Genomic DNA, 26,990 nt, shown 5'->3' on the forward strand with positions numbered 1-26,990 from the left:
GTTCCCGTCTTCGATCATCTGCGCGGTCATCCCGCATCTTCTATGGCATGGGCTTCAACGGAACCGGCATTGCACAGACGCCCATCGGCGGCCGCGTGCTCGCCAGTCTGGTGCTCAGCGCAAGAACCGGCGGAGCGCCAGCGGTCTTGTCGGCATCGACCGGCGGCTGGCATTGCCTCCAGAGCCGTTCCGCTATCTCGGCGCCAGACTTGTACGCGGCGCAATCCGGCGCAAGAGCGACATCGAGATCCGCAATCGGAACCCGGATGTTCTCACCCGTTTTCTTGCGCAGCTTACGCCGAGGCATCGCAAGCAGTAGTAGTCGTGCCCAGCAGTCCGCCTGGGCTGTCATTCAGCCGAGCCGATCCCGATGGCCGATGTTGTTGTAGGCAAGCGAAGAGACATACGACACGTCAATATCCGTGCATGGCCTCAACCTCGGCATAGACGCGCTGCAATTCAGCTCCAGCCAGACCGTCGCGGCCGGAGATCAGACGGCCTCGCGGTTGCGGTGAACCGCAATTGAATTACGCTCCACCAAGCGGGCCGCCAGCACACGGTGCTCGAAAGGCAAACTGGCCTCCCCTAACCTCCTCAAGAGAAGCTCCGCCGCCGCCGCTCCGATCAATTGTGCTGGCTGCGCGATGGCTGTGATGCCGTGGGCCACGAATTGCATCCAGTCGAGATCGTCGAAGCAAAGCAGCGAAAGGTTTCCCGGGATCGCAAGCTTCAGTGCCGATGTCGCCTCCAGAACGCCTGTCGACATCACGCCATCGGCGGTAAACAGGGCGGACGGCGCATTGCGCATTGTCAGCAGGTCGAGTGCCTCCTTGCGGGCCGCCTCGCTAGAATAGATCGCCACGCGGCGGATCAACTGCGGATCCGGTGTAATGCCCGCAGCGCGATGGGCTTCGAGGTAACCCAATAGCCTTTGCCAGCTTGGATGATGATAGCGAATATCAGCGCTGGAGAGATCGGCGTTTGCCACAAACGAGCCAACATCATCGCGTTGGCCCGGTCCGAGCTCCGCCAGAATTCCGATGCGGCTGTGTCCGGCGCCGATCATCGCCGCGATGCTGCTACGCGTTATGGAAACATTGTCGACCACCACTGTATCGGTTTCCAGGCCCGCGACCATGCGGTCAAACTGCACGACGGGACAGCGGGCTGCGACTGCCTCACGAAGATGATCCGGTTCGTCCACGAAAGTCGACGAGACAACTAAACCGTCGACCTGCTTTTCCAGCAGGAGCTGCACCGCCTCTCGCTCGAGTTCGGCATTTTCGTCACTATTCGTGACGATAACCCCGAAGCCGCCACAGCGCGCGACATCCCCTATTCCGCGCAGGACGCTGGCATAGAAGGGGCTTTCGATGTCGCCGACGACAACTCCGATAGTCTGCGTCTTACCGGTGATCAGGCCTTTGGCCAGGCGATTGGGCCGATAGCCCAGCGCAGCTGCCGCGGCGCGCACCTTCTCCTGAACCTCGGGGCTGCTGTAGCCGTACCCACCAAGGACACGCCCGGCCGTGGCGGAACTCACCCCGGCCCGGCGAGCGACCTCTATGATAGTTGCGTTTTTCGACGATCTTTGAGTCACTCGGCAAACCCCGCCGCCCATGCGCGCGTTGTGACGGGGACCTAGCGGCAGTTAAGCCCGCGCCGCAAGGCCGAACACCGAAGCACCCGCCGTTGCGCACACCATTGCAATCACAGCACCTCTGACAGAAAGCGCCGAAGACGTGGACTCTGCGGATTGTCGAAAAGGTCCTCTGGTCGTCCTGCCTCGACTATCCGCCCCTCGTCCATGAATACGACCTGGTTCGCGACTTTGCGAGCGAAGTTCATCTCGTGTGTAACGACCACCATCGTCATCCCGCCCCGCCCGAGGTCGGCCATCAAATTCAGGACACCTTTGACCAATTCCGGATCGAGGGCACTGGTGACTTCGTCGAACAGCATAACCTCAGGTTCGAGGGCCAAGGCGCGCGCGATGGCCACCCGCTGCTGTTGCCCACCCGAGAGATTAGCCGGCCGATGATCTTTGCGCTCCAGCAGTCCGACTTCATTCAGCCTCGCTAAGGCCGCCCCCTCAGCCTCCTCGCGCGACATGCGTTTAACTTTGCGCAGCGCCAGGGTGATGTTGGCGAGGGCGCTGCGGTCGGGAAACAGATTGAACTGCTGGAAAACCATGCCGACGCGCCGCCGGAGTTGGTCAGGGGTCTGTTTGTAGATGCTTTCGCCATCGAGCAGAATGTCACCGGCTCGACACTCTACGAGGCGGTTGAGGCAACGCAGCAAGGTCGACTTGCCCGAGCCGGACGGCCCGATGAGGCAGGTGACGGTCCCGGGCTGCACTTTCAGACTGACGTCATGGAGCACCTGGACGACGCCGTAGGCCATGTCGATATTCTTGACCTCGATGCCGCCGCCCTTGAAGCGTGTGGGCGCCGCTGCAGGCAACGTCGCTGCGCCCGGCACGATCGCTTCGGCAAGCTCGGCGACTTCCTTGAGGCCGCTCTGCACAGCGGTGATACGTTTGCCGACGCGCATGCGAGCGTCGATGTAATTGACGAGGTGGGTTAGCGGCACCGTGATCACGAGATAGAACACGCCGGCCAGCAACAGTGGTGACAGATTGCCGGTCAGCACGGCCTGGTCCTGGCCGACGCGAAACAGTTCGCGTTCGGAGGCGAGCAGGCCAAGGAAATAGACCAGGCTGGAGTCCTTGACGTTACCGATGAACTGGTTGACCAGTGCAGGCAGGACGCGGCGGATGCCTTGCGGGATCACCACCAGGCGCATGCCTTGGCCGTACGTCATACCGAGAGTGCGCGTTGCGTCGATCTGACCACGCTCGACGCTCTGAATACCGGCGCGAAAAATCTCTCCGATGTAGGCGCCGGCAATCAGGCTGAGTGCCAGAATGCCCAGCGGATAAGGCGATGGACCGAACAGATCTCGGCCCAACCGCGCGAAGCCTTGGCCAATAATCAGGATCGTGACAATGGCGGGAAGCCCGCGGAAGATATCGGTGTAGACTCGGGCAAGGAGTTTCAGCGGCCGGTTTTCGGAAATCCCCATGACAGCGAGGACGATACCGATCAGCGTCCCGAAAAACGTCGAGGCAAGGGCCAGGATCAAAGTGTTCTTGAGGCCGACCATCACCATGTTTGGCAGAACTTCTGCCATCGCCTGGAAATCAAGGAAGCTGCGGGCGAAGGTATCGAACCAGCTCATATCAAGTCCATCTATAACTCGGCCGGGCACCGTTGCTCACGGGCCCGGCCGGAAACGAAAATGAATACGCGCGAATTTACTTCTTGGGCAGATATTGATCGGGCATCGGAGTGCCCGGGAACCACTTCTCATGCAGCCGTTTCCAGGTGCCATCGTCCATGGCCTCGCGCAGCGCCTTATTCAGCGCCTCGCGGAAGGCATCGTTGCCTTTCTTGACCACGAACCCGGCCGGCGCATCGAAGGACGGCACGTTCATTGTTATCTTCAGGTTCTCATAGCGCTCCACATACTGCTTGGCCGACTCATAATCAGTGAAATGGCCATCGATCGTCCCGTTATTCAGCGCCGCCACCGCAGTGTTGTTGTCGGGGAATTTGACAATGTCGCCCTTCAGATTCTTCTCGGCATAGATTTCCTGCAGCGTTCCCTGGATCACGCCGATGCGCTTTCCGGCGGTGCTCTCATTGCTCGTCAGTGCCGGATCCGCCGAAATGATCGACAGGTAGCCGGCGAGATAGCCGTCGCCAAAATCCACGGTCTTCTTGCGCTCCGCGGTCGTGCCGATGGCCGCGACAGCGACGTCGAAGCGGCCGTTGGCCACCGACGGCAGCAGCGCCGAGAATTCCTGGCCGGTGAAAACGACCTGTTCCTCCTTGAACCCGAGCCGGCGCGCCACATCACGGAACAGTTCGGCGTCGAAGCCAGTGAAGTTACCGTTGGCGTCGGTGAAGACATAGGGTTTCGCATCGCCCATGGTTCCGACGCTGATCACCGTCGGGTCGATGAGGTTGTAGGGGTTGTCGGCCGCGTTTGCCTGCGTTGACGAGGCCAACGTGCCAAGTCCTGTCAACAGCGCGATCGTCAGCGCCAGACCGGATTTCACCAGTTGGCGCCTGCTCAAATTCGTGTGCATGTCTTCTCCTCTTACGATTGGCCGAACTCGGCCCTGCGATCCCACTCGACGTCTCATTTAAACGCTCTTAGGTGGCGTTTTGGTCAGATAGGTGAGAACGTTATCATTTTCACTAGCATTGTCCATTTCTCGCGTCAATTGCTTCGGAGAATTTCGCTGCTAGACGGTTTCCAGTCTTGAGCGTGCCTAGCTCCGCGAAGGATCTCCGGCGTCATCTTTCCTAACTCGATTGCTGTCGCGTGGCCGATCGCCCCGTAGTACTGGCAGGTAGCGGCCGCCGCCTCCGCGGCATGGCCGAGAATGTCTTGAGGCGCCTCTTCCTTAAGCAGGCCGAATAGCGTTCTGGCGATGAAGGTGTCGCCCGCGCCCAGGGTGTCGACGGGTTCGACCAGCCGCGCCGGGGTGCTGTAGGAGACGGTGTCGCTGTGAAGCACCGCGCCAGCTCGACCTCGAGTCACCAGAACCCATTTTGAACCACATGCAAGCAGTTCGGATACGATTGCAGCCAATTTATCGTCGTTGAGACCGTCGCCCGAGACGGAGGCCAGATAGCAATAGCGCCCAATCTCGCGCCGGTGTCCCGGCTCCCGCCGTGTAGAAAAATCGTAAGATAACAGGGATTTGCTCGATACCGCGGCAACCCACGGGTCTAACCCGCTGGATTGGCCGATGTGGACGGCCTGAAAGCCCGAGAGAAAATCCAGATCTTCTTGCGTTGGCGTGAACATCGAGACGCCGAGGTCGAAGTCCAGGAAAATCCGATCAGCGTTTCGGTGACCTATGAGGCAGTAGGCAGTCGACCCTTCGAGGCGACGCAATCGGGTGACGTCCACGCGTTCCGACGCCAGTGCAGCGCAGATCAGGTCCCCGGCCCGGTCTTTGCCGATCGCTCCAACATAGGCCGACTGCCCGCCGAAGCGGCTCACATAGACCGAGACATTGAGGCAGTTTCCTCCGGGGAACATCTCGCCGCGAGCAAGATAACAATCGACCACGTTATCACCCATCGCGGCAATCTTGACCATTGCATGACTTTCAGTTTAAAGGATATGAGAACGTTCGCACAATCACCACTATCTGTCAATTGTGCCCCCGGCCAAGCTTGTCAACGAGACGAGGAAGCTCATGATTTCCGCCCTGCCCGCCGACGTGGAACGCGCCCTGACCGCTACGACGGGCAAGCGATTTTCGCACCTATTCCTCGTGGCGTGCGGCGGCTCGCTCTCGATCATGATGGCAGGCAAATACTTCGTCGACCGTCACAGCGGCACATTCGCCTGCGACATCTACAACGCGGATGAGTTCGTCTGCCGAGATCCGCGACGGTTGGGACCTGACACGCTCGTTGTCCTTTGCTCGCAGACAGGAACCACCACGGAGACCGTGCGGGCGGCCAATCACGCAAAACACCGAGGCGCAACGACAATCGGTATGACGCTCGACCAAACATCGCCCCTCGCGCGGGCGGTCGACCACCCGGTAGCCTACCAGGCATCCTACACGACGGGCAAAGCAATCGATGCGGCCTACAGCAATTACGGCGTGCTCTATATGTTGCTCGCTGGCCTGATCGATGCTCGGGAGGATGCCAAGCTAACCGCCGACCTGCTGATGAGCCTGAGCCATCTTCAGCCGGCCATCGAACGTGCGCACCGGATCTATGCCGACCGGTTTCGGGCCTTTGCACCCCGTTTCGCGCCGCGCAAGGGGATCTACACACTTGCCAGCGGTGCCAGCTATGGCGCGGCCTATTCCTACGCCATCTGCGTGTTGATGGAGATGCAATGGTACGACTCGCAGGCCATACACGCCAACGAGTTTTTCCATGGCCCCTTTGAGGTGGTGGACAAGGATGCCGGCTTCGTCGTGATGTTGGGCTTGGACGAAACGAGGCGCCTCACGGAACGCGCCCGCGACTTCCTTGTCAAGTACGGCAGCCGGGAAAACACCCTGGTGCTCGATGGAGCGGAACTCGACCTCAGCGGTATGTCCAATCGCATCAAACCCTATCTCGTGCCCTTGGTCTTCTTCGACACTCTGTGGCGTTTTGCCTACGAGCTGGCCGGTCTGCGCGGCCGGCCGATGCTCGAGGGCCGGCGCTACATGAAGAAGCTAACGGACTACTAGTTCCGCCGCGCTCTGCAGCGATCTAACAACTCCAGCCCGTCTTCTGCGAAGAAGGATTTCTCTATGACTGCATTCCCAAAGCCGCGCCATGTCGTTGTTATCGGCGCGGGCATCTTCGGCATCTCTTCCGCGTTGCACCTCGCTCGTCTTGGCGTTGATGTAACCATTGTCAACGACGGCGCGCCCGCCAATGGCGCATCCAGCCGTTCACTTTCCTGGCTGAACTCAGCACGACGTGCGGACACTGCCTACCACCGCCTGAGGCTTGCAGGCATCGACCGTTATCGGACCCTGGCCGCCACAAGGCCGGAAACGGCGGCCTGGCTTCGCTTTGACGGCGGCCTCACCTGGGATGCGGATGACGAGGCGAACCAGATCGCGTCCATCTGCCAGCTGGAGCAGGATATCGGGTATGACGCGCTTCCGCTCGGCCCTGCCGAAGTCGGCGCAGTGGCGCCCGGCGTCAACGCCAGCGCCATCACCCCGCAGGGTGCCATCTTCAATCCTGGCGAAGGATGGGTTGACCTGCCCTGCCTGATCGATCTGCTGCTCAATGAGTTCCGCTCCCGCGGCGGCAAACTCGTGCAGAACGCTGGACGCGTGCGGATAGATGCCACAGATGGTCGCGCGCGTGGCGTCGTCACTGCCGACGGTATGCCGTTAAAGGCGGATGCGGTGGTCCTTGCCGTTGGGCCAGCGACGCCCGCCATGCTCGCGACGGTCGGAGTTCATGTCCCCGACGCCACCCCGATTTCACTTCTCTTGAAAACCAAGCCGATCAAGACCGAGCTCCGTGCCGTGCTGAATACGCCCCGCGTGGCGGTGCGCCCGACGCCGGATGGCGCACTTGTTTTGGATTCGGCGTGGTCGGAGGAAGAAGTCATGGTCAACTCCGACGGAACCTACACCGTGCACGACAAGACCGTCAAAGGACTGCTCGAGGAGGCTAGTGCGGTGCTCGAGGGCAATCCGCGGCTCCAACTCGCTACCTATGCAGTTGGCCCGAAGCCGATCCCCGGCGATGGCGAGCCAGTGCTTGGCTCCGTCGAGACCGTTGCCGGGCTTCACGTCGCCTTTAGCCACAGCGGCGCCACGCTTGGATTGATCGTCGGCGAATTGCTTGCCAAAGAAATCGCCTCAGGCAATCCGCATCCCATGCTTGCAACGTTCCGCCCTAATCGTTTCAACTGAAAGGGCAATTGGGCAAGGCCGAACCCGTCCAGATGGGCCGCGGGCCTGGGGAATCTTGCCCTTACCGAGAGAGGGGTGACAGGATCGCGTGATCAGGTCGTCGTCTTATGGTCAGATGGCCACTCGCGATCCATTGGAGTGCGCTGACCGCGACAAGTTGCAAGCCTCCGCATCTTCGAAAACCAGATAACCGCGCACGATCAGAAGCCCCGTTCCACCAGAACGAACAACTTCACCTTGTTGAGAGACGGCCCGCCTTGCGGTCTGCGAGGGGTCGGCAATGTCCAGGCCTAGTGACTTGACCAAGCATTGACCAAGCGTCAGCATTGCGCCTATTGTTGTGTACAGCGATTGTCGGGCAATCCACACTCAGCTCAACGGCAATGAACACGGCTCGCCGCGAGGGGCCCCGACGTGTACAAGGACAGAAAATGCCCATCACGGTGAAAGTTGGCGAGGCCAAGACGCATCTCTCGGAACTGCTTTCAAGAGTCGAAGCAGGCGAGGAGGTGATTATTTCGCGCGGCAACGATCCCATCGCTAAACTGTCGCGGATTCAACGGCGCAACGATGTCGAAGCCGTGATCGAAGAGATCAGCGCTGCCCGGGCCCGCGCCAAGCCCGTGACGCAGGACGAAATTCGGGCCTGGCGCGATGAAGGGCGCCGCGCTTGATGGCGATCATCGTGTGATGCCTTTCGTTGTCGACCTTTCCATGGCGGCTGCCTGGATTCTTCCTGATGAAGACAGCGAGGCGGCGGCCGCCCTGATGCGACGATTGCCGGGAACAAGGGCGCCTGTCCCTTCTCTGTTCTGGCACGAGGCGCGGAACGTCGTACTGATTGCCGAGCGGTGTGGCCGCATCGCGGCGGGCGAAGCTGCCACCACCATGGCACGGCTGCGCCGATTGCCGCTAGAGGACGCGGGCGGCGGGTCGGACGGTGCGGTGCTGAGCCTAGCGGCTTCGCACGGGCTCAGCGTCTATGACGCCGCCTATCTTGCGCTGGCAATCGAAACCGAGTTGCCCCTGGCCACCCTCGATCGTAAGCTCGCATTTGCCGCGCGCGGCCAGGGAGTCCGAATTCTGGGGCCGCTCGCGAATGGCAACTGACCTCTTCGCTCGACCACCTGCCAATGTTGTTCGACGTGCCAAAGTCTCTCGTTTCCGTGCTGCCCTTGGATCGCCGCAAGTTTCTGGCCGAACTTTGACCGACGACGCCCGCGCCCTGGGAACCTGCCCCATCTGGCTAGGAAGGCATTTTGTGCCCAGAGGCGCTTGACCGCCGGTCGGCCCGGAAAACCGGTTAAAATCCTATTTGCGGAAAGAAACGGGCACAAGCGACCTTGGCAGTTCGATAACGCGCCGATATGCGGGCCAAGGGTGGCTGCAATGCTGGGGGGGCCAGATGCTGCTGGCATGCCGCCTCATCACTTCGACGAGGCCGGCGTGGTAAAGCCGACCCATTGGACCATCGGCGACAAAGCAGTCGCGTGGCAGACACAAGCCGCGTCGGGACGATCCACACGTATCCAACTGTCGGCGAGCGCAGCATCGAAACGGCCGGCGCCGGAAAAGCGGCCGGAACAGAAAGAAGCGCGAGCCGGCCAACGACGCTGAGGCGACCTTGGATCGTGGCCGCGGTGTAGAATCCGAGCCGGGCTTTCTGGAGCCCAAGAACAACCGCTTTCGATGAGAGGCGGCATATCGAGACAATCGGGCCTTCGAGCAACGGTCGCGCGTTTGCGCCTGAGCGCAACAGCCTGATGGTGCTGCGCGGCTACGCCTATCTCAACTGCGGGAACAGACACAAAGACCCCGGTGGTCTACCTTGTGGGAATCAGGTGGAGTGCAGACTTCCCGCCCTTCACGGCCGCCGCCGACAGCTTGCGGTCAAAGCTTGCAAGCTGGCCGCCACGCGCCTTGGCGAGCGCGAGAAGATAGGTGTCGGTGACCTGTGCCGAGGTCAGGATTTTCGCTGCATCTATGTTGCCAGAGCCAACCAGGCTCACATCGTCGGGCCAGAAGCTGTGCCCGTGCAGAGTCCGCAACTTGCTAACGATTTGCGCAACGACGGCGGGCGAGCCGGGACAATTGGGATATCTTTGGTTGCCGACGATGCGCAGGACGCCGTTTTCGGTGATGGGACACGTAGCCCATGCGGCGTTACCGGTCACTTCGAACCAGCCATGCGCGTCGTCATGGGCGACGTGGCCAGGATCGATCAGCGCGACCAGCACATTGACGTCGAGCAGGAACGTCAAGGCAGTTCGTCTCGCAAGGCGTTGACCGTCTCAAGCGTGACAGGAGGTGCGTCCGGCCGAGGCGACAGAAGAGGAATCCCGTTACGCTCGCCGCCGGCTTGAGGCCGGCGCAGCGAGCGCCGTGCGAGATCGGTGATGACCTCGCCGAGGCTGCGATCCTGCTGCTGGGCGATGGCCTTGGCCGCGACCAGGACATCGTCATCGATCGCAAGTGTGGTTCTCATATCGCCCTCCTTGGTGCGCATCAAACATCACGCATCATATAGAATAGCGACGTCGGATACTCAAGCTGTGCGACTTCCGACAGCGGTGCGACTTCGTAGCGTCGTAAGCAGATGAGTTGTCCGGATTCCCTCATACTTTGACTCCCGACAAAGTTGCGCAGGGCCGAAAGGACCGTTATGGCCGCGCTACCTAAGGGACGTGCCTTCCGGAAGCTTATCAGCTCGGGAGACTATCGGCAGAAGCTACGGACGCTGCAGCAAGGACCGGCGCACCCCCTTTGAGATGCGTCGGAGCAAAGGTCTACGCGTGGCGGATTTCGGTTCCCAGCACCTTCAGGCATTCGCGGATGAACGCAGCAAGCGCCGTCCAACCTTTTGCCGAAACCATCGTCCCATCCACATATGCCTCCGTTGGAGACAGGTCGATATAGGTTCCGCCCGCAAGCGTCACCTCCGGCTCGCATGCCGCCAGTGCACCGACCTTCTTGCCACGCACGACGCCATCTACCGCGATCAGGATCTGCACGCCGTGGCAGATCGTGAAAATCGGCTTCTTGCTTTCGTGGAAGTGACGCACCATCGCCTGCACGCGCTTGTCCGTGCGGATGTATTCGGGCCCACGACCGCCAGCGCAGTAAACAGCGTGGTATTGCTCCAGCTGCTTCTCGGCGTCGGAGAAGGTCTTGTTGATCAGCGCAGAGTGGCCGAGCTTTTCGGTGTAGGTCTGATCGCCCTCGAAATCGTGCAGCGACGTTTTGATCAGGTCTCCGGCGCTTTTGTCTGGGCACACGACGTGAACAGTGTGGCCCACCGCTTCCATAGCCTGCTGGTAGACGAAGATTTCGTATTCCTCGGTGAATTCACCGGTCAGCATCAGGATCTTTTTGCCTGGCATGGTACTTCCTTTCCTGTGACAACGGGGCCGGCCGAGACCTGTACTCGCCCCGTAGGTTTGAGTTTCTAGAAGGCTGAATCGGGGAAGTAGTCTTCGTTGACACTGGCCTGCGTGATGATCGTCGATGGCGGGTACGGGGACATCGGGGCAATCTCAGTCGAACGCCAACAACAAACGGTCGCGGGAATGCTCGATATGGCGACGCATCGCCTGCTCGGCAGCGGCAGGATCGGCCGTAGCGAAAGCGGCCAGAATGGCTTCATGCTCGTCAAGCGCCTCCTCGGTGACGCGCGAATGGAACATTAGGCGAAATATGTGGAAGTGGGTATGCTGGTGAGCCAGTGTCTCGCGCACCAGTTCGTTGTTGGCGAATTCCATGACCTTGTCATGGAAAATGGCATCCTGGCGGGCGAAGTTGGAATACCGCAGGCGCTCGTCCTTGCCCTCATGGCGCGCCATGACGCCGGCCGATTTCTGAAGTTGTGCGAGCTTTACCTCATCCATGAGCACCGCTGCCTTGGCTGCACCATGAGGCTCTAGCAGCAGGCGAAGCTCGTAGAGTTCGTCGAACCGTCGTTTCGTGATCTGCGGCGCAGCGCGGTAACCGATCAGATGCGTCTTCAGCACCAAGCCTTCGCCCTCGAGCCGGCCGAGCGCCTCGCGGATCGGCGTATGGGAGACGTTGAATTCCTTGACCAGGCTGTCGACCGTGATGCGCGAACCCGGCGCAATCTTTAGCGACATGAGTTGCGCAAAAATCGCTTCGTAGACGTCCTCAACCAGGCTGCTGGAGCGCTGGATACGCCCGCCGCCGAGGTTCGTATCGTCCGCATTGAGTAAGTTAATGGCCTGCATGTTTTGCCTCTTGACACATGGAGTTGCTAACACGATGCTCCGGCCAATGCAATCCTATATCATATACGATTTTATAGAGGATATCATTTGCTGCCGTTACGAGACGAAACAATGGCGCTAGCGGTGGCCCTGCGGGAGCAGCGTGCCGCGCCCGCAGCCTTTCCAGACATCATCATAGGATGCACGGCATGAGCCTTTTCGCTGCCATAAGGCTGCCGCGCGAAATCCTCTTCGGGAAGGGCCAACGCCACGTCATTCCGGTTGTCGCGGCCAGGCTCGGGCGTCGCGCGCTCGTCTGCACCGATGAACGTTTTGCCGCAACGGGCTCGTTCGCAGCGATTGTCGCGGCGCTGCGAGCCGCCGCGATAGATGTGCTGGTGCATGACCGAGTCCTACCCGACGTTCCCCGAGACACGGTTGCCGTCTGCGTCGAGGAGGCGCGGAAGTTCGCGCCCGACATGGTGATCGGCATTGGCGGCGGCAGTTGTCTCGACATGGCCAAATGCGCCGCGTTGCTCATGAGCCACGGCGGTCAGCTCCAGGATTACTACGGCGAGTTCAAGGTGCCCGGTCCAACGCTGCCGTTGATCGCGGTGCCGACGACAGCCGGAACCGGCTCTGAAGTGACCCCGGTTGCCGTGATCTCGGATCCGGATCGCACACTGAAGGTCGGCATCTCCAGCCCTTATCTGATAGCGGCCGCAGCCATATGCGACCCTGAACTGACGATGACATGCCCGCCGGGATTGACGGCGATCGCAGGCGCCGATGCGCTGACGCATGCAATCGAGGCCTTCACCGCCGCCAGGCGCGGAACCGATCCCGGCCTTCCGCAGAAACATGTCTTTATCGGCAAAACCGCCTTGACCGACCATTTCGCCCTGCTGGCGATCAAGCTGCTTGGCCGAAGCCTTGAAACGGCATACCGCCGGCCCTCTGACGAGGACGCCCGGGCCGACGTGATGATGGGCGCACTTGCAGCCGGCTGCGCGTTCGGAACGGCCGGCACGGCGGCAGCGCACGCCGTACAATATCCGGTCGGCGCGATAACCCACACCGCTCACGGATTGGGTGTCGCCACCATGTTGCCGTATGTCATGAAGTACAACAGAACAGCCACAGCGACCGAGATGGCCGAGATCGCCAGCGCGCTCTGCCTCGATGGAAAAGGCCGGACGCCGGACGAGTTGGCCGACGCGACCATTGGCGAGGTCAGTCGCCTGTTTGGGGCAATCGGGATCACCCCCTCGTTGGCCGAGCTAGGGCTGCCCGCCGACAAGCTCGATTGGACGGCGGAACAAGCGATCGGTATCGAGCGCCTCATCAAGAACAATCCGCGGCCATTCGATTTGAGGTCCATGCGACGCCTGGTCCAGGCCGCCTTTGATGGCGACCTCGCCAGCTGCGCGGTGTAAACAATCGGGAATATCGAGATGAACACGTTTTCACAGGTTCTGTCGGATGATCAGGGCGTCAGCGACTTCCACACAATTTCGCACGGGCTCTATATTGACGGCCAATGGCGGCAGTCCGCGGATGGCAAGGTAATTCCGGTTATCGATCCCTCGACGGAAGCCATCATCGCGGCCGTACCCGATGCGACCTTGGAGGACGCGGCCGCCGCCGTTGACGCCGCTGCCAAGGCAGCCCATGGCTGGCGGACAACGTCGCCGCGAAAGCGCTCCGAGATCCTCCGACGCTGCTTTGAACTGATGACGGAACGATCGGAAGCGCTGGCTACTCTCATCGCATTGGAAAATGGAAAGGCCCTGCGGGATGCCCGAGGCGAGATCGCTTACGCCGCGGAGTTTTTCCGTTGGAATGCCGAGGAGGCGGTTCGCATTACCGGTGAATTCGGTACTGCGCCTTCCGGCACCAACCGCATCGTGGTCGACTACGAACCGATCGGCATCTGCGTCCTGATCACGCCCTGGAATTTTCCTGCCGCAATGGCGACGCGCAAGATCGCGCCGGCACTTGCCGCTGGATGCACGGTGATCCTGAAGCCGGCCAGTGAGACCCCGCTTACCGCCTACGCGCTGGCTGCGCTCTACCAGGACGCAGGCGTTCCACCGGGGGTGGTCAACGTCCTGACAACTTCCAGTCCCGGGCCTTTGACAGCCGCCATGCTGGCCGATCCGCGAGTGCGCAAACTCTCCTTCACCGGCTCGACGGGTGTGGGTCGCGCTCTGCTGGCAGAAGCTGCCAGGCATGTGGTTTCGTGTTCGATGGAGCTCGGAGGCAATGCCCCTTTTATCGTGTTCGACGACGCCGATCTCGAAGCGGCGCTCGATGGCGCAATGGTGGCCAAGATGCGCAACGCCGGCGAGGCCTGCACCGCCGCGAACCGCCTCTACGTGCAATCCGGCATCTACGAAGCCTTTTCGGATGGCCTCGAGAAGCGGATGTCGTCGCTCAAGGTCGGCCCCGGCACTGATCCGGACACGGAATGCGGGCCAATGATTACGAAAAAGGCGGTCGAGAAGATAGACCGCCTTGTCACCGACGCGGTCGCACGCGGCGCGCGGGTCATGTGCGGCGGCTCAGTCCTGCCCGGACGTGGCTTCTTCTACCCTCCGACAGTGCTTCGCGACGTGCCAGGCGACGCAAAGATGGCGCATGAGGAGATATTCGGGCCGGTGGCGCCAATCTCCAGCTTCGAAACCGAGGCCGAGGTCATCGCGCGCGCCAATGACACTGAATATGGGCTTGCTGCCTACATCTACACGCGCGATCTGGCGGGCGGGATGCGGGTGGCCTCCCGGATCGAGGCCGGGATGATTGCTCTCAACCGCGGGCTGATGTCCGATCCGGCTGCCCCCTTCGGCGGCGTCAAGCAGAGCGGGCTCGGCCGCGAGGGAGGGCAGCATCACGGCATTGCGGAATTCATGGAGGCGAAATACCTCGCCATCAGCATGTGAGCAGAAGAATGCAAGGCGACCCCTTTCGCATCCGCGACCACGTCGCGGAATTTGACGAAATCGTGCAGGACTTCGTTGATCGCAGCAAGGCCGCCCGCGCCACTATTGCGATGACCGCGGACGTGGCCTACGGACCGGATCCGACCGAAACCATGGACCTGTTCTTCCCCGCAGGCAAAAGAACGGCCCTGCCAGTGCACGTCTTTGTCCACGGCGGCTACTGGAGAATGTTCTCCAAGCGCGATTATTCATATATGGCGACGACGATTACCCAGGCCGGGGCCATTGCCGTCATCCTTGATTACGCTCTGATGCCCAAGGTCAGAATGGCGAGGATCGTCGACCAGGTGCGCCGCGCCAAGCAGTGGGTCCTGGCCAACATCGCCGATCATGGTGGAAACCCGATGGCCCTGACTGTCAGTGGTCATTCGGCAGGAGCACATCTTGCAACGTTTCTGTTCGAGGGAGAGCATACCCCCTCGAATGTGAGGGCAGCCCTTCTGTTGAGCGGGCTCTATGATTTGAAGCCGCTCCAGGATTCCTTTCTCGCCAACGAGATTGGAATCACCGACGAGGAAGTCGCCATGTTCACACCTCTCGCTTGTCGGCATGATCCTCAAACCAAGACGGCGGTTCTGGTCGGAGCCAATGAGACGCCACCCTTCCATCAGCAAGCCGATCGATTCAAAGCAAGCTTGCTGCGGCAGGGATCGCTAGTAACGTCGCATGTGCTCCCGAACCGCAACCACATGGACAGTGTCAGAGATCTTGGCGTGCCGGGGACTGAGGCTGCCGATTGCCTTGCAAAACTGATCGCCAAGGCCTGCTGACTAACTCGGGTTCTCGGGGCGGTTTGTTTTGCGCCACTCCTCGTACTCCCCGCGGGCATCGTCATGCAACGGATAGTAGCGTTGCAACGGCCCGCCCTCCATGAGCTTCGCTCGCGAGAACTCCTCCCAATCGTGATGCTTCTGTGATTCTTCGATCACCTTCGGGGCCATTACGACGGGAAGCACCACCACGCCGTCGTCGTCGGCGACGATGATGTCGCCGGGGATCACCGTGACACCGCCGCAGGCAATCGGGACGTTGACGGCATTGGGATAGATGCTGGTCTGCACATGATAGTTTGGCGTCCAGCCGCGCAGCCATAGGGGCAGGTCGAGCTTTTCGACATTGGGCCGGTCGCGCATGCATCCGTCGATGACGATACCCGCCCCACCCCTGCCCTTGAAATAGGTCGACATCATATCGCCGAAGACGCCCGAGCTCATGTCGCCGCGCGCGTCGACCACGACCACATCGCCCTCCTGCGCGTGATAGAGCACGTGCCGGTGCAGTTGCGTCTCCGGATCGGCATATTCTCCCTCGGTGAAGAGGTCCGGCCGCTGCGGCAGGAACTGCAGCGTCAACGCCGGCCCGACGATCGATTTCCCGTGGTTTTGCGCCACCGGACCGACCATGTGCGGATTGCGGAAGCCCATGTGGCCAAGCGTGCCGGCCACCGTCGCGGCGCCGATCTCCCTTAGCGCGTCGATCAGGTCTTTAGGCGGCCGCATGATGTCGGAAGTATGCGTCATTGTGGACTCCGATTGAATGGAACTACCAGTTCGTAACAGAACCGTCGCGGCGCCTAAGGTGAGGCGCTTCCCAGAAACGCAGACTTTGCGCCTGGACCGCAACTTCGTTGACCTCGACGCCGAGCCCCGGCAGATCGCCGACCGGGTAATCGGTCCCGTCGAGCCGTGGTTGCACGGGGAAGAAGTCGGAATTGTCGAAGCCCAGCTTCGTTTCGGGCGCCCTGGTCTCGAGCCACGCGAAGTTGGGTACCGCTGCAGCGAGATGCACGGTCGCGGCCGTGCACACTGGACCAAGCGGATTGTGCGGCATCAGGTCCACATAATGCGCCTCGCTCCAGCCAGCGATTTTCATCGCCTCGGTGAGCCCGCCGACATTGCAGACATCGATCCGGTTGAACTGATGGATGCCGCGCTCGATGTAGGGCAGGAACTGCCACTTGCTGGCAAATTCCTCGCCGATGGCAAAGGGGATGTCGGTCATCGTGCGCAGTGATTCATAGGCCTCCGGCGTCTCAGCCCGTATCGGCTCCTCGAGGAAATCAAGCACGCCGCGGCCGAGCTTGTTGCAGAAGCTCGCCGCCTCTGCCACCGACAGCCGATGATGATAGTCGAGACCGAGGACCACGTCGCCGCCCAGCGCCTCGCGCGCCTTGTTCAGCATACTCGCGGTAGCGCCGATGGACTCGCGCGGCTCGAAGATGTCCTTGCTGTTTTGCCCGAAAGGGAAGAAGCGGATTGCCTGCCACCCCTGTGCGCGAAGCTCGCGCGCCCGTTCGATGGCAACATCGCCTTCGGCCTCGTCGCCGGTCGAGGCGAAGGTGGGGATGCGGTCGCGCTGCTTGCCGCCCAGCAGCTCATAGACCGGCACGCCCAGCGCCTTGCCCTTGATGTCGTGAAGGGCGATGTCGATGGCGGAAATCGCCGCCTGAAGGACTCGCCCGCCTTCGAAGTACTGGCTGCGGTAAACCTCCTGCCAGATCCGCCCGATCTGCATCGGGTCGCGGCCGATGAGAAACTCGCGATAGTGCTCGACCGCGCCGGCCACGGCCCTCTCGCGACCGCTCAAGCCGCTCTCGCCCCAGCCGAAGATGCCTTGGTCGGTCTCGATCTTGACGAGCATCTGATTGCGGGTTCCCACCCAAACCGGATAGGGCTTGATCGCGGTGATCTTAAGCTTCTCAGTCATCCACGCCCACGTTTCACGCGCATTCGCGCTATCTCAGTTGGCCTTGAGGGCCATTTCAGTTTCGCCGTCGAACAGATGCATCCGCTCCTGGTCGAACTCGAGCCAGATCTGCTCGTCGGGCGCGACGGCAATGTTCGGCGGCACGCTGACGTTGACGATGGCGCCGGACAGGAACGCCTGAACAAAGGTGACGTCGCCGGTCGGCTCCACCGTATAGGCCTTGGCAGGGACGCTGCCTGGTACCGCACTCTTGTGGAGCTTGATCGTCGAGTGACGTGCGCCGAGCACGACTTTCCGGGTCGTCGCTTTCGCCACCTTCTGGGCATTGCGCGCTGAGAGCTCAAGGCGCCAGCCCTCGGCGCCGGTCAACACCGTGTTGCCGTTTGCCATCGAGGCCTCTAGCGGAATAAGGCTCATCGCCGGGCTGCCGATGAAGCTGGCCACGAACATGTTCACCGGATGGGCAAAGACCTGCGCCGGTGAATCGTATTGCTGCAGGTAGCCGCCATTCATCACCGCCATCTTGTCAGCCATGGTCACGGCTTCGAGCTGGTCGTGCGTCACATAGATGATCGTCGCCTTGAGGTCCTGGTGGAAACGCTTGATCTCCGACCGCATCTGCACGCGCAGTTTGGCATCGAGGTTAGACAGTGGCTCGTCCATGAGGAACACGGCGGGGTCGCGAACGAGGGCACGGCCAAGGGCCACACGCTGCTGCTGTCCGCCCGAAAGTTCGCGCGGCTTGCGCTCGAGCAGATGCGTCATGTCGAGCACTCGCGCCGCTTCCTTGACCTTCTTGTCGATCTCGTCCCTGGGGAGTTTGCGCATTTGAAGCGGGAACGCCAGGTTCTTGTAGACCGATTTCTGCGGGTAGAGCGCGTAGTTCTGGAACACCATTGCGATGTCCCGGTCCTTGGGGTCGAGGTCGTTGACCACCCGCTCGCCGATGATGATGTCGCCCGATGAGATCGGGGTCAGCCCGGCGACGAGATTGAGCGTGGTTGTCTTGCCGCAGCCTGAAGGGCCGACGAGCGCAACGAACTCGCCGTCATTGACCGTCAGTGAGACGTGGTTGACAGCTTTGAAGCTGCCATAGCTCTTGACGAGATCTTGGAGGACCACGTGGGCCATCGGCAACTCCCTAGTGCTTGACCGCGCCTTCTGTAAGGGCGCGTACAAAGTATCGTTGCAGGACCAGGAACAGCACCACGACGGGCACGCTCATCATGAAGCTCGCCGCCATCAGGCCCGGAAAGTCCGTCGTATTTTCCGAGAAGAAGCGTTGGATGCCGACCGGCAGCGTCAACTGCTCGTTCTTGGAGAGGAAGGTGTAGGCGTAGATGTACTCGTTCCACGCGCCGATGAAGGAATAGATTGCGGTGGCGATAATCCCCGGCGTCGAGAGCGGCATCACGATCATGATGAAGGCCTGGAACCGTGTGGCGCCATCAATGCGCGCCGCCTGCTCAAGCTGCACCGGGATGTTGTCGTAAAAGCCCTTGAGCAGCCAGATCGCCAGCGGCAGGCCGAAGGTGAGATAGGTGAGGATCAGCGAGCCGTGCGTGTTTATCAGACCGATGGCGCGCATCAGGATGAAGAGTGGCACGAGAAAGATCACCGCCGGGAACATATTGCGCAGCAGCACGGCAAAGAACAGGAAATTCCGGCCGGGGAAACTGAAGCGCGAAAACGCGTAGGCCGCAGGGACAGCCACGATCACCGAAAGAATTGTCGTGACGGTCGACACGAAAAGGCTGTTCCAGAAGAAGCGGAGGAAGTCCTGGCCGACGCTGTTCTGCGCATCGAGCAGTTTCTGGTAGCTGGCGAGGGTAGGTTCGTCCGGCCACCATTGCGGCGGGAATTGTGTCGCCGCGAATCCGGACTTGATCGAGGTGATCAGCATCCAGATCATCGGCAACGCGGTATAAAGCAGCATGAACACGAGGAATATGCGCCCGGCCCACCGCCATCCGTCGACGCGCATGCGGCGACGGGCCTGGGCTCGAGGGGCTGTCTCGGCAATCGTGCTCATGCGCTCCCCTCTTTCCGTTCGTTGCCGCTTAACGCACGGACGTAGAAGTAGCCCAGCGTCATCAGTGTGAGGAACAGGAGCACCGAATAGGCCGATGCCACGCCCCAGCGCTGCCGTCCGAAGGCGAGCTCATAAATATGGGTTATCCAGATATGCGATGCATTCGACGGCCCGCCGCCGGTCATGATCCAGGGGATGATGAAGGAATTGAAGTTGGCCACCGCGAGCAGCAGCATCGTCACCACCGAGACGTTGCGCAAGTGCGGGAAGGTGACGTGCCAAAAGCGCTGCCATGCATTGGCACCGTCGACTTTTGCGGCGCGCAGCAACTGGTCGGGGACTGTCTGCAGGCCGGCCATCATCATGATCATGGCGAACGGAAACTCGCGCCAGATATTGACGACGATCAGGGAGGGCAGCACCGTGCTGACATTGTCGATGAAATTCGGCGGCTGGTCGGCCAATCCGAGGCCAACCAGCACCGCGCCGATGATTCCGAAGTCCGAATGGTAGATCCACTTCCAGATGTAGGAGGCGGCGACGGCACTGATGACCCAAGGGATGATCAGGACAGCGCGCAAGACGCCACGGCCGATGAAGTCGCGGTGGAGCGCCAGCGCTGTGGCAAACCCCAGAACAAAGGAGATGAAAGTTGACCCCAGTGTCCAGATCAAAGTGTTCCAGGTGACTTTCCAGAACACCTGACTGGTGAGGATGGTCGTGTAGTTGTCGAAGCCGATGAAGGTCTTATCGCGGAGCTGCAGGCCAGGCGGTGTCTTAAAGAACGACAGCTCGACCGTGTAGTAGATCGGATAGGCGATGACGATGAGCATCACCGCGATCGCCGGGAGCACGTACGCGTAGTCCGCGCGATGCTGCCAGATCTTCCGCAGCGCGCCGGCGGTACCGGGTTGCAATCTTCGGCGAGCCTCGGCCTTGCCGGTCACGATCGTCACTTGTGGCGTGCCCTTATTCTTCGGAACGAACCGGCTGGACCATCGGCCCAGCCGGTCAGGTCTGGGCTAGAGTCCGCCCATCAGCTCTCTCACCCTCTTGGCTGCGTCGTCCGCTGCCTGGTCGACGGTCATCGCTCCGGTCAGGGCGTTCTGCAGCATGTCCGGGATGATGATGTTCATGATCTCGGGGGCCTGCGGCAGCGCTGGGAACGGGATGCCGTATGGCAGCATCGACGTCGTGACATCGAGGAACTTGATGTTGTCCAGACGTTCCTTCATCCACTTGGTCTTGAAGCCGTTGAGGTTGCCCGGATTCGAGCCGGCGTAGGCCATCTTCAGCGACCATTCGGGGCTCGTCCACATGCAGATGATGGCCTTTGCAGCCGGCTCGTCCACCTTGCCGCCCTCGACATATTCGGGCTTCAGGATGTGAATGTTCGAGCCGCCGAACACGACGGCGCGCTTGCCGTCGGGGCCGGTCGGGATCAGGCCGTAGCGCATGTTGTCGATGACCGTCTGCGCCTTGTCCTTGTCGGTGCCCGTCGCCTTTTTCTGCAGGTCGAGCATCACGTTGTAATCGGACGGGTGCGAGATCATCATGCCGAGCTGGCCGGCGACGAACAGGGGCTGATTATCGGCCTGCTGGTTGGTGAGTGCCGAAACCGGAACCGACTTGTCGCGAACATACATGTCGTAGGAGGCTTGCAGCGCTGCCTTGCTCTGCGGGCTATCGAGCTGGACCTGCTCATAGGTTGGATTCGGCGTCGCTTCGTCGAAGACGCCGCCGCCATAGGCCCATAGCTGCGGCATGAAGCGGTACGGCGTATTGCCGGCATTCTTGCGAGCCACGAGGCCATATCCGGCAATGCCGAGCTTATCGTGGATCTGCTTGGAATACTTGACCACGTCGTCCCACGTTGCGGGCGGCTTGTTCGGATCGAGGCCGGCACGCTTGAAGATGTCGGCGTTCCAGATGAACGCCATCGTCTCGTTGTTGGTCGGAATGCCGTAGGTCACGCCCTCCCAGGTCACGGCCTTCATGGCGCCGGGCCAGAAATCCTCGGTCGAATACCCCACATCCTCTGGCTTGAGCGGCTGCAGATAGCCCTTTGAGGCGAACTCGGTGCCACCCAGGATTTGCAGGCGAACCGCCATCGGCGCGGCATTGCCCAGGAGCGCGGTGCGGAACTTGTCGAGAAGATCGTTATAGGTAAGGGCTTGTTCCTCGAGCTGGATGTTCGGATAGGTTTTGCGGAAGGTCTCGAAGAAATCCTTGTAGTACTGGCGCAGGAGGTCGGGGTCGCCCTCGAACACGCCCTGATACCAGAAAGTCAGTCGCCCCTTGTAATCGAGCGGGGTGACCTTGGCGCAATCGGCCGCCGTGTCAAAATCCTGTGTGCCCGCAATCGAGCGCACATATTCCGGCGACCACTTGCTCAGATCGACCGGCGGTGCACCCAGCGCCGATGTAGACGTCAGGGATGCCATCAAAGCAGTGGCGACAGTGCCGCGCAGGACGGCACTGCCGAGCGCAATTCTCGTCATAGGTATCCTCCCTGGTTCTCCCATGCCGCCCTAGAGCGGTCCTTGCTCGTTTCGATCGCGAGGATGCTTCTGTCAGCTCAGTGTATCCTCTCGATCACTTGGTACGTTTTCAGATCATGGATTGCCTGTCAACGCGCAGAATCGTACATTGTTTGCGAAAGCCGTGTGTGATATCGGGCAAGGTATGTATTAAATTGGGGAGCCCGGCCTTGGCCGAAATCAGCGATTTCAAAGCGATGCCACCGGTGGGGACCGATCCCATCGGGGCCTCCAGCGAGGGCGCCTCGCTTTATGAATTGATCCGGGAAGACATCATCGAGGGACGGCTCGCCGCCAACGAACGGCTTGTCGTCACCGATCTCGCCCGGCGTCACGGCACTTCGACCAATCCTGTGCGCGAGGCCCTGCAGTTGTTGCGCGGCGAAGGGTTTGTCACCTTTGTCGCCAACCGCGGGGCGCGCGTCCGACCCATTGATCAGGATTTTGTCCGGGATATCTACGAGATCGGTGTTCTGATCGAGCCAGCCCTGACACGATGGTTTGTGAATATGGCGACCGGCGAGGACATCGCCGAACTCGAACGTCTCCAAGGCCTGATCGAAGAGAACAATTTCGCCGACACATTCAGGCATAGTGAGCTGGATACCGCTTTCCACACCGTGATGTACCAGCGGCACTACAACCGCCACGCGGCCGAGCTTTGGTGGAAGCATCGCGAAGTGCTGCGAGCCGTGAGCCGTCGTTTCAATTTCACGCTGGCGCGACGTGCCGCGATCATGCGCGAGCACCGCGAACTCATCGCGCTTGTGAAGGCGGGAGAGGCCGACAAGGCGGCCGAACTCGTTTCCCGCCATGTCGAGGGTTCGGGTCGGCATATTCTCGAACAGATGCGAGCGCGCAACGCCGCTCGGGCCGGATAGAATGTCCAGTCCAGAACATCGTTAGCTGACCATTTTCAGGCAAAGGTAGTTGAGATGAAAATCACGAGCATTCGGCCGTGGCTGATCAAGTCCGATGCTTCCTACTGGGGAGAGTTCCTGTTCGTCGAAGTGACGACCGACGAGGGAGTGAGTGGCTGGGGAGAGATCACCACCACGACAAGGCTCGCCAACCGCGCTCTCTGCACGATCCTGCGGCAGATCGGCGTCGCCGTGACAGGAGAGGATCCGGCGCGTATCGAGCATCTCTGGCACAAGATCTTCCGCAGCTTCACCTACATGGGAAGCCGCGGCGCCGCCGTCGAATGCGTGAGCGCCATCGATATTGCCCTCTGGGACATCCGGGGCAAAGTCCTCGGCAAGCCGATTTACGAGCTGCTGGGCGGGCCGGTACGCGATGAAATCGCGCTCTACACCCATCCCAACCAGGCCAAATTCACCAGCAAGGAGGCTGTGGTCCGCGAAATTCTAGACATTGTCGAGTCCGGACACACTGCGCTCAAGTTCGATCCCTACCCCCACCAGGGCCGCAGCGCCGATGGCCTGCCCCGCGAACAGCGGGACGGCTACCTCGATGGCAGCATGACCCGCAAGGACGAGCGCGAAGCCGCCGAGCTCACGGCTCTGATCCGCGAAACGGCAGGACCCGATATCGACATTCTCATCGATGCGCATGGCCGCTTCGACGTCCCCACCGCCATTCGCCTCTGTCGGAGTCTCGAGGAGGCCGGCCAGATCGACTGGTTTGAGGAGCCCTGCCCGCCCGAGAGCCTTAACGCGCTCAAACAGGTGCGTGAGAAGGTCAATACCGCTATCTCATGGGGCGAGCGCGGCCACACGAAATGGGATTTCGTGCCGGTACTTGAGAACAGGCTCGCCGACTACATCATGCCCGACGTTACCTGGACCGGCGGCATTACCGAACTCAAGAAAATTTCTGCGCTGTGCGAAGCCTACTACGTGCCGGTCTCGCCACATGACGCCGCCGGACCAATCAACGTGGTTGCGGGAGCGCAGGTGATGATGACCGTTCCCAACTTCTACAAACTCGAGACATCGGAGTGGAACCTGGGCAAATACGATCACCTGATCGACAGACCACTCGACATTTCGAACGGCAGCCTCAAGCTGACGTCGAAGCCTGGTCTCGGCATTGAGATGGATCGCGACTACCTGCAGGCCCACGAGATCGAGCTGGGCTAGCAACACTCTGTGCCGGCCCAGGGTGCGGGGCGACAAGCCGAAACGAGGATAAGCCATGGCAAAGACAGGTGGCGCCGACGAAGCGCTCAATCGGGTGAACGCGAACTCCAAGCCATCCCAGCTTCGCATCACCGACATGCGGATAGCCGAAATCATCGGCGCGCCGTTCACCTCGACCCTGCTCAAGATCTACACCAACCAGGGCATTGTCGGGCTTGGCGAGGTGCGCGACGGCGCCAGTGCCACCTACGCGCTGATGCTGAAGAGCCGGCTGCTCGGCGAGAACCCTTGCGACATCGACCGCCTGTTTCGCCGGATCAAGCAGTTCGGTGGCCACGGCCGGCAAGGCGGCGGCGTCTCGGCGGTCGAGATCGCGTTGTGGGATCTCGCCGGCAAGGCCTATGGCGTGCCCATCTACCAGATGCTCGGCGGCCGGTTTCGGGAGAAGGTGCGCGTTTATTGCGACACCGACGCTACCGTGCCGAGCGGCACCGAGACCGGCAAGCGCCTCAAGCAGCGAATGGAGCTCGGCTTCACCTTCCTCAAGATGGATCTGGGGCTGATGCAGATCGCGGATGTACCCGGTGCGGTCGTGTCCCCTGCCGGCTCACTTGAAGGGTACCGTGTCCATCCCGGCCGCGGCCCCGTCAAGGCCCTTGAGGAGCGACGCGCCCGCAATGCCGCCTACGATTTGCACAACGTCCCCCATCCGTTTACCGGCCTCCACTTTTCCGACAAGGGCCTCGACCTGCTTGAGCAGTACATTGCCGAGGTTCGCGATATTATCGGCATGGATATTCCGCTCGCCATTGACCATGTAGGCCACATCTCGCTGCAGAACGGAATTCGGCTCGCCAGGCGGATTGAAAAATACGTGCCGGCCTGGCTCGAGGATGTGATCCCATGGCAGTACACCGAGCAGTACCGGCAACTGCAGGCCGCCACCACGGTTCCGATCTGCACCGGCGAGGACATCTACCTTAAGGAGGGCTTCGAGCCCCTGCTCAAGAGCGGCGGCGTCTCCATTGTCCACCCGGACCTGCTCACCAGCGGGGGCATCCTCGAGACCAAGAAGATCGGCGACATGGCGCAGGACCACGGCGTCGCAATGGCCATCCACATGGCCGAAAGTCCAATCGCCGCAATGGCCGCGGCACATGTCGCGACCGCGACCGAAAACTTCATGGCGCTCGAATACCACTCTGCCGATGTCGACTGGTGGGACGATATCGTCACCGGCGTTCCCAGGCCGTTGGTGAAGGACGGCTTTATCACTGTTCCGGACAAACCTGGCCTGGGGATTGACGACGTCGTCGACGAGGCGATCTCGCAACATCTGCAGCCGGGTGTCACCGGCATCTGGCAGCCCACGGATCACTGGGACAACGAGTATTCCTGGGACCGCACCTGGAGCTGAGGCGAAAAGAACCGAAGATGAAGATCACCGACCTCCGCTGCGCCGTCATCGGCAAACATCCCATCGTCCGCATCGTTACCGACGAGGGCCTCTATGGCCTTGGCGAAGTCGAGTCCACCAAGACCTACCTCAAACCCTGGGTGCTGCATTTCTGCGAGGCGCTGATCGGCGAGGACCCGACCGACGTCGAGCGGGTGATGCTGAAGATCCGCCAACGCGGCTCTTTCAAGCCCTATGGCGCGGCGGTAAGCGCTATCGAGCATGCGCTGTGGGACATAGCCGGCAAGGCCGCAGGCGTGCCGGCCTACAAACTGCTCGGCGGCAAGGTGCGCGACAAGGTGCGCGTCTACAACGGCTCGATCCGCCAGAAGCGAACGGGGGACCGGCCGGAGGATTACGCCGCTGACGTGAAATGGATGATGGAGCAGCCGCAGAACTTCTTCATGATCAAGCAAGGGATCTCGTTCCACTCCAACATGAAGGACACCGTCGAGGGCTTCCATTATGGCGTGACGCAGAAGAAGGCTGGCTATCACGGTGCCATGGATCAGGGCGTGATCAGCGAACGCGGTTTCAACCACATGCTCGACTGCGTGATCGCCATGAAGGAAGTGACGGGCGACAAGGTCAGCCTGGCGCTCGACTGCGGCCCTGGCTGGATGCTGCCCGATGCGATCAAGTTCGCTCGCGGGGTCGAGAAGTACAATTTGATGTGGCTCGAGGACATGCTGACGGGCGACTATGTGCCGTGGGTCAATCCGCAGGCCTATCGGGAGCTGACCACCTCCACCTCGACGCCAATCCATACCGGCGAGCAGATCTATCTGCGGCACAATTTCAAGGAGCTGATCGAAACGCAGGCGGTGCGCGTCATCGGCCCCGATCCGGCCGATATTGGCGGCATTGCCGAGCTCAAATGGGTCGCCGAGCACGCCTATATGCACTCGATCCTGATGGCACCGCACGGCACCGCGAACGGCCTTCTAGGCCTCGGCGCGCTGATCAATGTCTGCGCCACCCTGCCCGCCAACTACATCGCGTTTGAATACCCGAGCGCCTCCGACCCGTGGTGGGAGGACCTCGTAATCGGCCTGCCGTCGCAGATCGTGAAGGACAGCATGGTGGACCTGCTGGGCGGGCCGGGGCTGGGCCTCGACATCGACGCCGAAGCAGCCAGGAAGTATCTCCGGGAAGAGGATGCGGGCTTCTTCGACTGAACCATGTTCTTGTGCCACCCTGCACCGCGCGGACCGCTTCACGCAGCCTGTCATCCGGAATGACCGTTTCGGGGCCCGATAGCGGAATGGCGGCTTTAACGTTTGAAGAAGGATTGCGGACGTTCAGCCCGACGGGACCAAGGTCCGCTCCCTGGTCTAGCCGCCCCGTCTCAATGGCATCCCCGGACCGCCCGGTGGATCTGCGACGCCAGTCGCGGGTGGCGGGGCAACCACAGGGTGGACATTTCAGCCCACATGGAAAATGATCATCTTGCCATGCACAACACTG

The 26,990-nt window shown here is 61.0% G+C and carries 25 protein-coding genes; 11 read left to right on the forward strand and 14 right to left on the reverse strand.

Translation table 11 applies throughout. The features are described from left to right. Nucleotides 1-490 precede the first annotated feature (490 nt). From NKJ12_RS27360 to NKJ12_RS27375, 4 genes are all read right to left on the reverse strand, one after another. Nucleotides 491-1,621 (reverse strand): LacI family DNA-binding transcriptional regulator, encoded by a 1,131-nt coding sequence (locus NKJ12_RS27360; RefSeq protein ID WP_352706336.1) that lies wholly within the window; start codon nt 1,619-1,621, stop codon nt 491-493. Between the two features lie 89 nt (nt 1,622-1,710). Further along, nucleotides 1,711-3,240 carry an amino acid ABC transporter permease/ATP-binding protein gene (locus tag NKJ12_RS27365; RefSeq protein ID WP_352509065.1) on the reverse strand — a complete coding sequence of 510 codons (1,530 nt, stop codon included), beginning with the start codon at nt 3,238-3,240 and terminating at the stop codon, nt 1,711-1,713. A gap of 76 nt (nt 3,241-3,316) precedes the next feature. Continuing rightward, nucleotides 3,317-4,153, reverse strand: a complete 837-nt coding sequence (locus NKJ12_RS27370) for an ABC transporter substrate-binding protein (RefSeq protein ID WP_352706338.1) — start codon at nt 4,151-4,153, stop codon at nt 3,317-3,319. Nucleotides 4,154-4,287: 134 nt separating this feature from the next. Beyond that, a complete protein-coding gene (locus tag NKJ12_RS27375; protein WP_352509063.1) occupies nt 4,288-5,178 on the reverse strand; it encodes a PfkB family carbohydrate kinase in 891 nt (296 codons plus the stop codon). Between the two features lie 100 nt (nt 5,179-5,278). On the opposite strand from NKJ12_RS27375, the gene NKJ12_RS27380 reads away from it, so the two are divergent. The 4 genes from NKJ12_RS27380 (at nt 5,279) to NKJ12_RS27395 (ending at nt 8,581) form a co-directional block, all read left to right on the forward strand. Beyond that, the gene (locus NKJ12_RS27380; protein WP_352509062.1) at nt 5,279-6,280 is read left to right on the forward strand and encodes an SIS domain-containing protein; all 1,002 of its coding nucleotides are present in this window, start codon (nt 5,279-5,281) and stop codon (nt 6,278-6,280) included. A gap of 63 nt (nt 6,281-6,343) precedes the next feature. Then, the gene (locus NKJ12_RS27385; protein ID WP_352706340.1) at nt 6,344-7,471 is read left to right on the forward strand and encodes an NAD(P)/FAD-dependent oxidoreductase; all 1,128 of its coding nucleotides are present in this window, start codon (nt 6,344-6,346) and stop codon (nt 7,469-7,471) included. Nucleotides 7,472-7,902: 431 nt separating this feature from the next. Next, nucleotides 7,903-8,145 carry a type II toxin-antitoxin system Phd/YefM family antitoxin gene (locus tag NKJ12_RS27390; RefSeq protein WP_292653697.1) on the forward strand — a complete coding sequence of 81 codons (243 nt, stop codon included), beginning with the start codon at nt 7,903-7,905 and terminating at the stop codon, nt 8,143-8,145. Continuing rightward, nucleotides 8,126-8,581: a type II toxin-antitoxin system VapC family toxin gene (locus NKJ12_RS27395; RefSeq protein ID WP_352509059.1), complete on the forward strand. Its 456-nt coding sequence runs from the start codon at nt 8,126-8,128 to the stop codon at nt 8,579-8,581. The genes NKJ12_RS27390 and NKJ12_RS27395 overlap by 20 nt, the downstream gene beginning before the upstream one ends. A gap of 713 nt (nt 8,582-9,294) precedes the next feature. Here NKJ12_RS27395 and NKJ12_RS27400 read toward each other — a convergent pair. From NKJ12_RS27400 to NKJ12_RS27415, 4 genes are all read right to left on the reverse strand, one after another. After that, entirely contained in the window at nt 9,295-9,732 is a 438-nt protein-coding gene (locus tag NKJ12_RS27400; protein WP_352706342.1) for a TA system VapC family ribonuclease toxin, read from the reverse strand. Beyond that, nucleotides 9,729-9,956, reverse strand: coding sequence for a CopG family transcriptional regulator (locus tag NKJ12_RS27405; RefSeq protein ID WP_352479447.1), 228 nt, complete (start codon nt 9,954-9,956; stop codon nt 9,729-9,731). The genes NKJ12_RS27400 and NKJ12_RS27405 overlap by 4 nt, the downstream gene beginning before the upstream one ends. Nucleotides 9,957-10,257: 301 nt before the next feature. Further along, entirely contained in the window at nt 10,258-10,851 is a 594-nt protein-coding gene (locus NKJ12_RS27410) for a DJ-1/PfpI family protein (RefSeq protein WP_352706345.1), read from the reverse strand. A 153-nt stretch (nt 10,852-11,004) separates the two neighbouring features. After that, a complete protein-coding gene (locus NKJ12_RS27415; protein ID WP_352706347.1) occupies nt 11,005-11,706 on the reverse strand; it encodes a GntR family transcriptional regulator in 702 nt (233 codons plus the stop codon). A 188-nt stretch (nt 11,707-11,894) separates the two neighbouring features. Between NKJ12_RS27415 and NKJ12_RS27420 the strand changes: the two genes are divergently transcribed. From NKJ12_RS27420 to NKJ12_RS27430, 3 genes are read left to right on the forward strand one after another with little or no spacing between them, the layout of a single operon-like run. After that, complete coding sequence (locus NKJ12_RS27420; RefSeq protein WP_352706349.1) at nt 11,895-13,121, forward strand: iron-containing alcohol dehydrogenase; 1,227 nt, start codon at nt 11,895-11,897, stop codon at nt 13,119-13,121. A gap of 18 nt (nt 13,122-13,139) precedes the next feature. Next, nucleotides 13,140-14,627 carry an NAD-dependent succinate-semialdehyde dehydrogenase gene (locus tag NKJ12_RS27425; RefSeq protein WP_352706350.1) on the forward strand — a complete coding sequence of 496 codons (1,488 nt, stop codon included), beginning with the start codon at nt 13,140-13,142 and terminating at the stop codon, nt 14,625-14,627. Nucleotides 14,628-14,635: 8 nt separating this feature from the next. Then, nucleotides 14,636-15,457, forward strand: coding sequence for an alpha/beta hydrolase (locus NKJ12_RS27430; protein ID WP_352706352.1), 822 nt, complete (start codon nt 14,636-14,638; stop codon nt 15,455-15,457). On the opposite strand, the gene NKJ12_RS27435 is transcribed toward NKJ12_RS27430, so the two are convergent. The 6 genes from NKJ12_RS27435 to NKJ12_RS27460 all read right to left on the reverse strand — a co-directional run bounded on the left by NKJ12_RS27435 (nt 15,458) and on the right by NKJ12_RS27460 (nt 21,926). Continuing rightward, nucleotides 15,458-16,207, reverse strand: coding sequence for a ribonuclease activity regulator RraA (locus tag NKJ12_RS27435; RefSeq protein ID WP_352509053.1), 750 nt, complete (start codon nt 16,205-16,207; stop codon nt 15,458-15,460). It abuts the gene before it with no gap. A gap of 22 nt (nt 16,208-16,229) precedes the next feature. Then, a complete protein-coding gene (locus NKJ12_RS27440) occupies nt 16,230-17,393 on the reverse strand; it encodes a mandelate racemase/muconate lactonizing enzyme family protein (RefSeq protein WP_352509052.1) in 1,164 nt (387 codons plus the stop codon). A gap of 33 nt (nt 17,394-17,426) precedes the next feature. After that, the gene (locus NKJ12_RS27445) at nt 17,427-18,524 is read right to left on the reverse strand and encodes an ABC transporter ATP-binding protein (protein ID WP_352509051.1); all 1,098 of its coding nucleotides are present in this window, start codon (nt 18,522-18,524) and stop codon (nt 17,427-17,429) included. Nucleotides 18,525-18,534: 10 nt separating this feature from the next. Beyond that, nucleotides 18,535-19,425 (reverse strand): carbohydrate ABC transporter permease, encoded by an 891-nt coding sequence (locus tag NKJ12_RS27450; protein ID WP_352706354.1) that lies wholly within the window; start codon nt 19,423-19,425, stop codon nt 18,535-18,537. After that, a complete protein-coding gene (locus NKJ12_RS27455) occupies nt 19,422-20,381 on the reverse strand; it encodes a carbohydrate ABC transporter permease (RefSeq protein ID WP_352509049.1) in 960 nt (319 codons plus the stop codon). Before NKJ12_RS27455 ends, NKJ12_RS27450 begins: the two co-directional genes overlap by 4 nt. Before the next feature lie 66 nt (nt 20,382-20,447). Continuing rightward, entirely contained in the window at nt 20,448-21,926 is a 1,479-nt protein-coding gene (locus NKJ12_RS27460; protein ID WP_352706356.1) for an ABC transporter substrate-binding protein, read from the reverse strand. A gap of 209 nt (nt 21,927-22,135) precedes the next feature. Here NKJ12_RS27460 and NKJ12_RS27465 point away from each other — a divergent pair, with 209 nt between their 5' ends. The 4 genes from NKJ12_RS27465 to NKJ12_RS27480 are packed head-to-tail and all read left to right on the forward strand — an operon-like array spanning nt 22,136 to nt 26,701. Further along, entirely contained in the window at nt 22,136-22,846 is a 711-nt protein-coding gene (locus tag NKJ12_RS27465) for a GntR family transcriptional regulator (RefSeq protein WP_023679253.1), read from the forward strand. A 54-nt stretch (nt 22,847-22,900) separates the two neighbouring features. Beyond that, entirely contained in the window at nt 22,901-24,067 is a 1,167-nt protein-coding gene (locus tag NKJ12_RS27470; protein ID WP_352706358.1) for a mandelate racemase/muconate lactonizing enzyme family protein, read from the forward strand. Between the two features lie 55 nt (nt 24,068-24,122). Continuing rightward, nucleotides 24,123-25,484, forward strand: a complete 1,362-nt coding sequence (locus tag NKJ12_RS27475) for a mandelate racemase/muconate lactonizing enzyme family protein (RefSeq protein ID WP_352706361.1) — start codon at nt 24,123-24,125, stop codon at nt 25,482-25,484. 17 nt (nt 25,485-25,501) lie between these two features. Then, nucleotides 25,502-26,701, forward strand: a complete 1,200-nt coding sequence (locus tag NKJ12_RS27480) for a mandelate racemase/muconate lactonizing enzyme family protein (protein ID WP_352706362.1) — start codon at nt 25,502-25,504, stop codon at nt 26,699-26,701. Nucleotides 26,702-26,990: the final 289 nt, after the last annotated feature.

This window comes from Mesorhizobium sp. M0195 (assembly GCF_040322115.1).
Taxonomy (GTDB): domain Bacteria; phylum Pseudomonadota; class Alphaproteobacteria; order Rhizobiales; family Rhizobiaceae; genus Mesorhizobium.

Bases quoted from the DNA above. Each gene is read 5' to 3' on its own strand.
- NKJ12_RS27470 (WP_352706358.1), top strand. From the start codon at position 22,901: ATGAAAATCACGAGCATTCGGCCGTGGCTGATCAAGTCCGATGCTTCC.
- NKJ12_RS27405 (WP_352479447.1), bottom strand. From the start codon at position 9,956: ATGAGAACCACACTTGCGATCGATGACGATGTCCTGGTCGCGGCCAAG.
- NKJ12_RS27410 (WP_352706345.1), bottom strand. From the start codon at position 10,851: ATGCCAGGCAAAAAGATCCTGATGCTGACCGGTGAATTCACCGAGGAA.
- NKJ12_RS27395 (WP_352509059.1), top strand. From the start codon at position 8,126: ATGAAGGGCGCCGCGCTTGATGGCGATCATCGTGTGATGCCTTTCGTT.
- NKJ12_RS27390 (WP_292653697.1), top strand. From the start codon at position 7,903: ATGCCCATCACGGTGAAAGTTGGCGAGGCCAAGACGCATCTCTCGGAA.
- NKJ12_RS27415 (WP_352706347.1), bottom strand. From the start codon at position 11,706: ATGCAGGCCATTAACTTACTCAATGCGGACGATACGAACCTCGGCGGC.
- NKJ12_RS27385 (WP_352706340.1), top strand. From the start codon at position 6,344: ATGACTGCATTCCCAAAGCCGCGCCATGTCGTTGTTATCGGCGCGGGC.
- NKJ12_RS27440 (WP_352509052.1), bottom strand. From the start codon at position 17,393: ATGACTGAGAAGCTTAAGATCACCGCGATCAAGCCCTATCCGGTTTGG.
- NKJ12_RS27360 (WP_352706336.1), bottom strand. From the start codon at position 1,621: ATGGGCGGCGGGGTTTGCCGAGTGACTCAAAGATCGTCGAAAAACGCA.
- NKJ12_RS27420 (WP_352706349.1), top strand. From the start codon at position 11,895: ATGAGCCTTTTCGCTGCCATAAGGCTGCCGCGCGAAATCCTCTTCGGG.
- NKJ12_RS27445 (WP_352509051.1), bottom strand. From the start codon at position 18,524: ATGGCCCACGTGGTCCTCCAAGATCTCGTCAAGAGCTATGGCAGCTTC.
- NKJ12_RS27460 (WP_352706356.1), bottom strand. From the start codon at position 21,926: ATGACGAGAATTGCGCTCGGCAGTGCCGTCCTGCGCGGCACTGTCGCC.
- NKJ12_RS27370 (WP_352706338.1), bottom strand. From the start codon at position 4,153: ATGCACACGAATTTGAGCAGGCGCCAACTGGTGAAATCCGGTCTGGCG.
- NKJ12_RS27430 (WP_352706352.1), top strand. From the start codon at position 14,636: ATGCAAGGCGACCCCTTTCGCATCCGCGACCACGTCGCGGAATTTGAC.
- NKJ12_RS27365 (WP_352509065.1), bottom strand. From the start codon at position 3,240: ATGAGCTGGTTCGATACCTTCGCCCGCAGCTTCCTTGATTTCCAGGCG.
- NKJ12_RS27480 (WP_352706362.1), top strand. From the start codon at position 25,502: ATGAAGATCACCGACCTCCGCTGCGCCGTCATCGGCAAACATCCCATC.
- NKJ12_RS27450 (WP_352706354.1), bottom strand. From the start codon at position 19,425: ATGAGCACGATTGCCGAGACAGCCCCTCGAGCCCAGGCCCGTCGCCGC.
- NKJ12_RS27475 (WP_352706361.1), top strand. From the start codon at position 24,123: ATGGCAAAGACAGGTGGCGCCGACGAAGCGCTCAATCGGGTGAACGCG.
- NKJ12_RS27380 (WP_352509062.1), top strand. From the start codon at position 5,279: ATGATTTCCGCCCTGCCCGCCGACGTGGAACGCGCCCTGACCGCTACG.
- NKJ12_RS27425 (WP_352706350.1), top strand. From the start codon at position 13,140: ATGAACACGTTTTCACAGGTTCTGTCGGATGATCAGGGCGTCAGCGAC.
- NKJ12_RS27375 (WP_352509063.1), bottom strand. From the start codon at position 5,178: ATGGTCAAGATTGCCGCGATGGGTGATAACGTGGTCGATTGTTATCTT.
- NKJ12_RS27435 (WP_352509053.1), bottom strand. From the start codon at position 16,207: ATGACGCATACTTCCGACATCATGCGGCCGCCTAAAGACCTGATCGAC.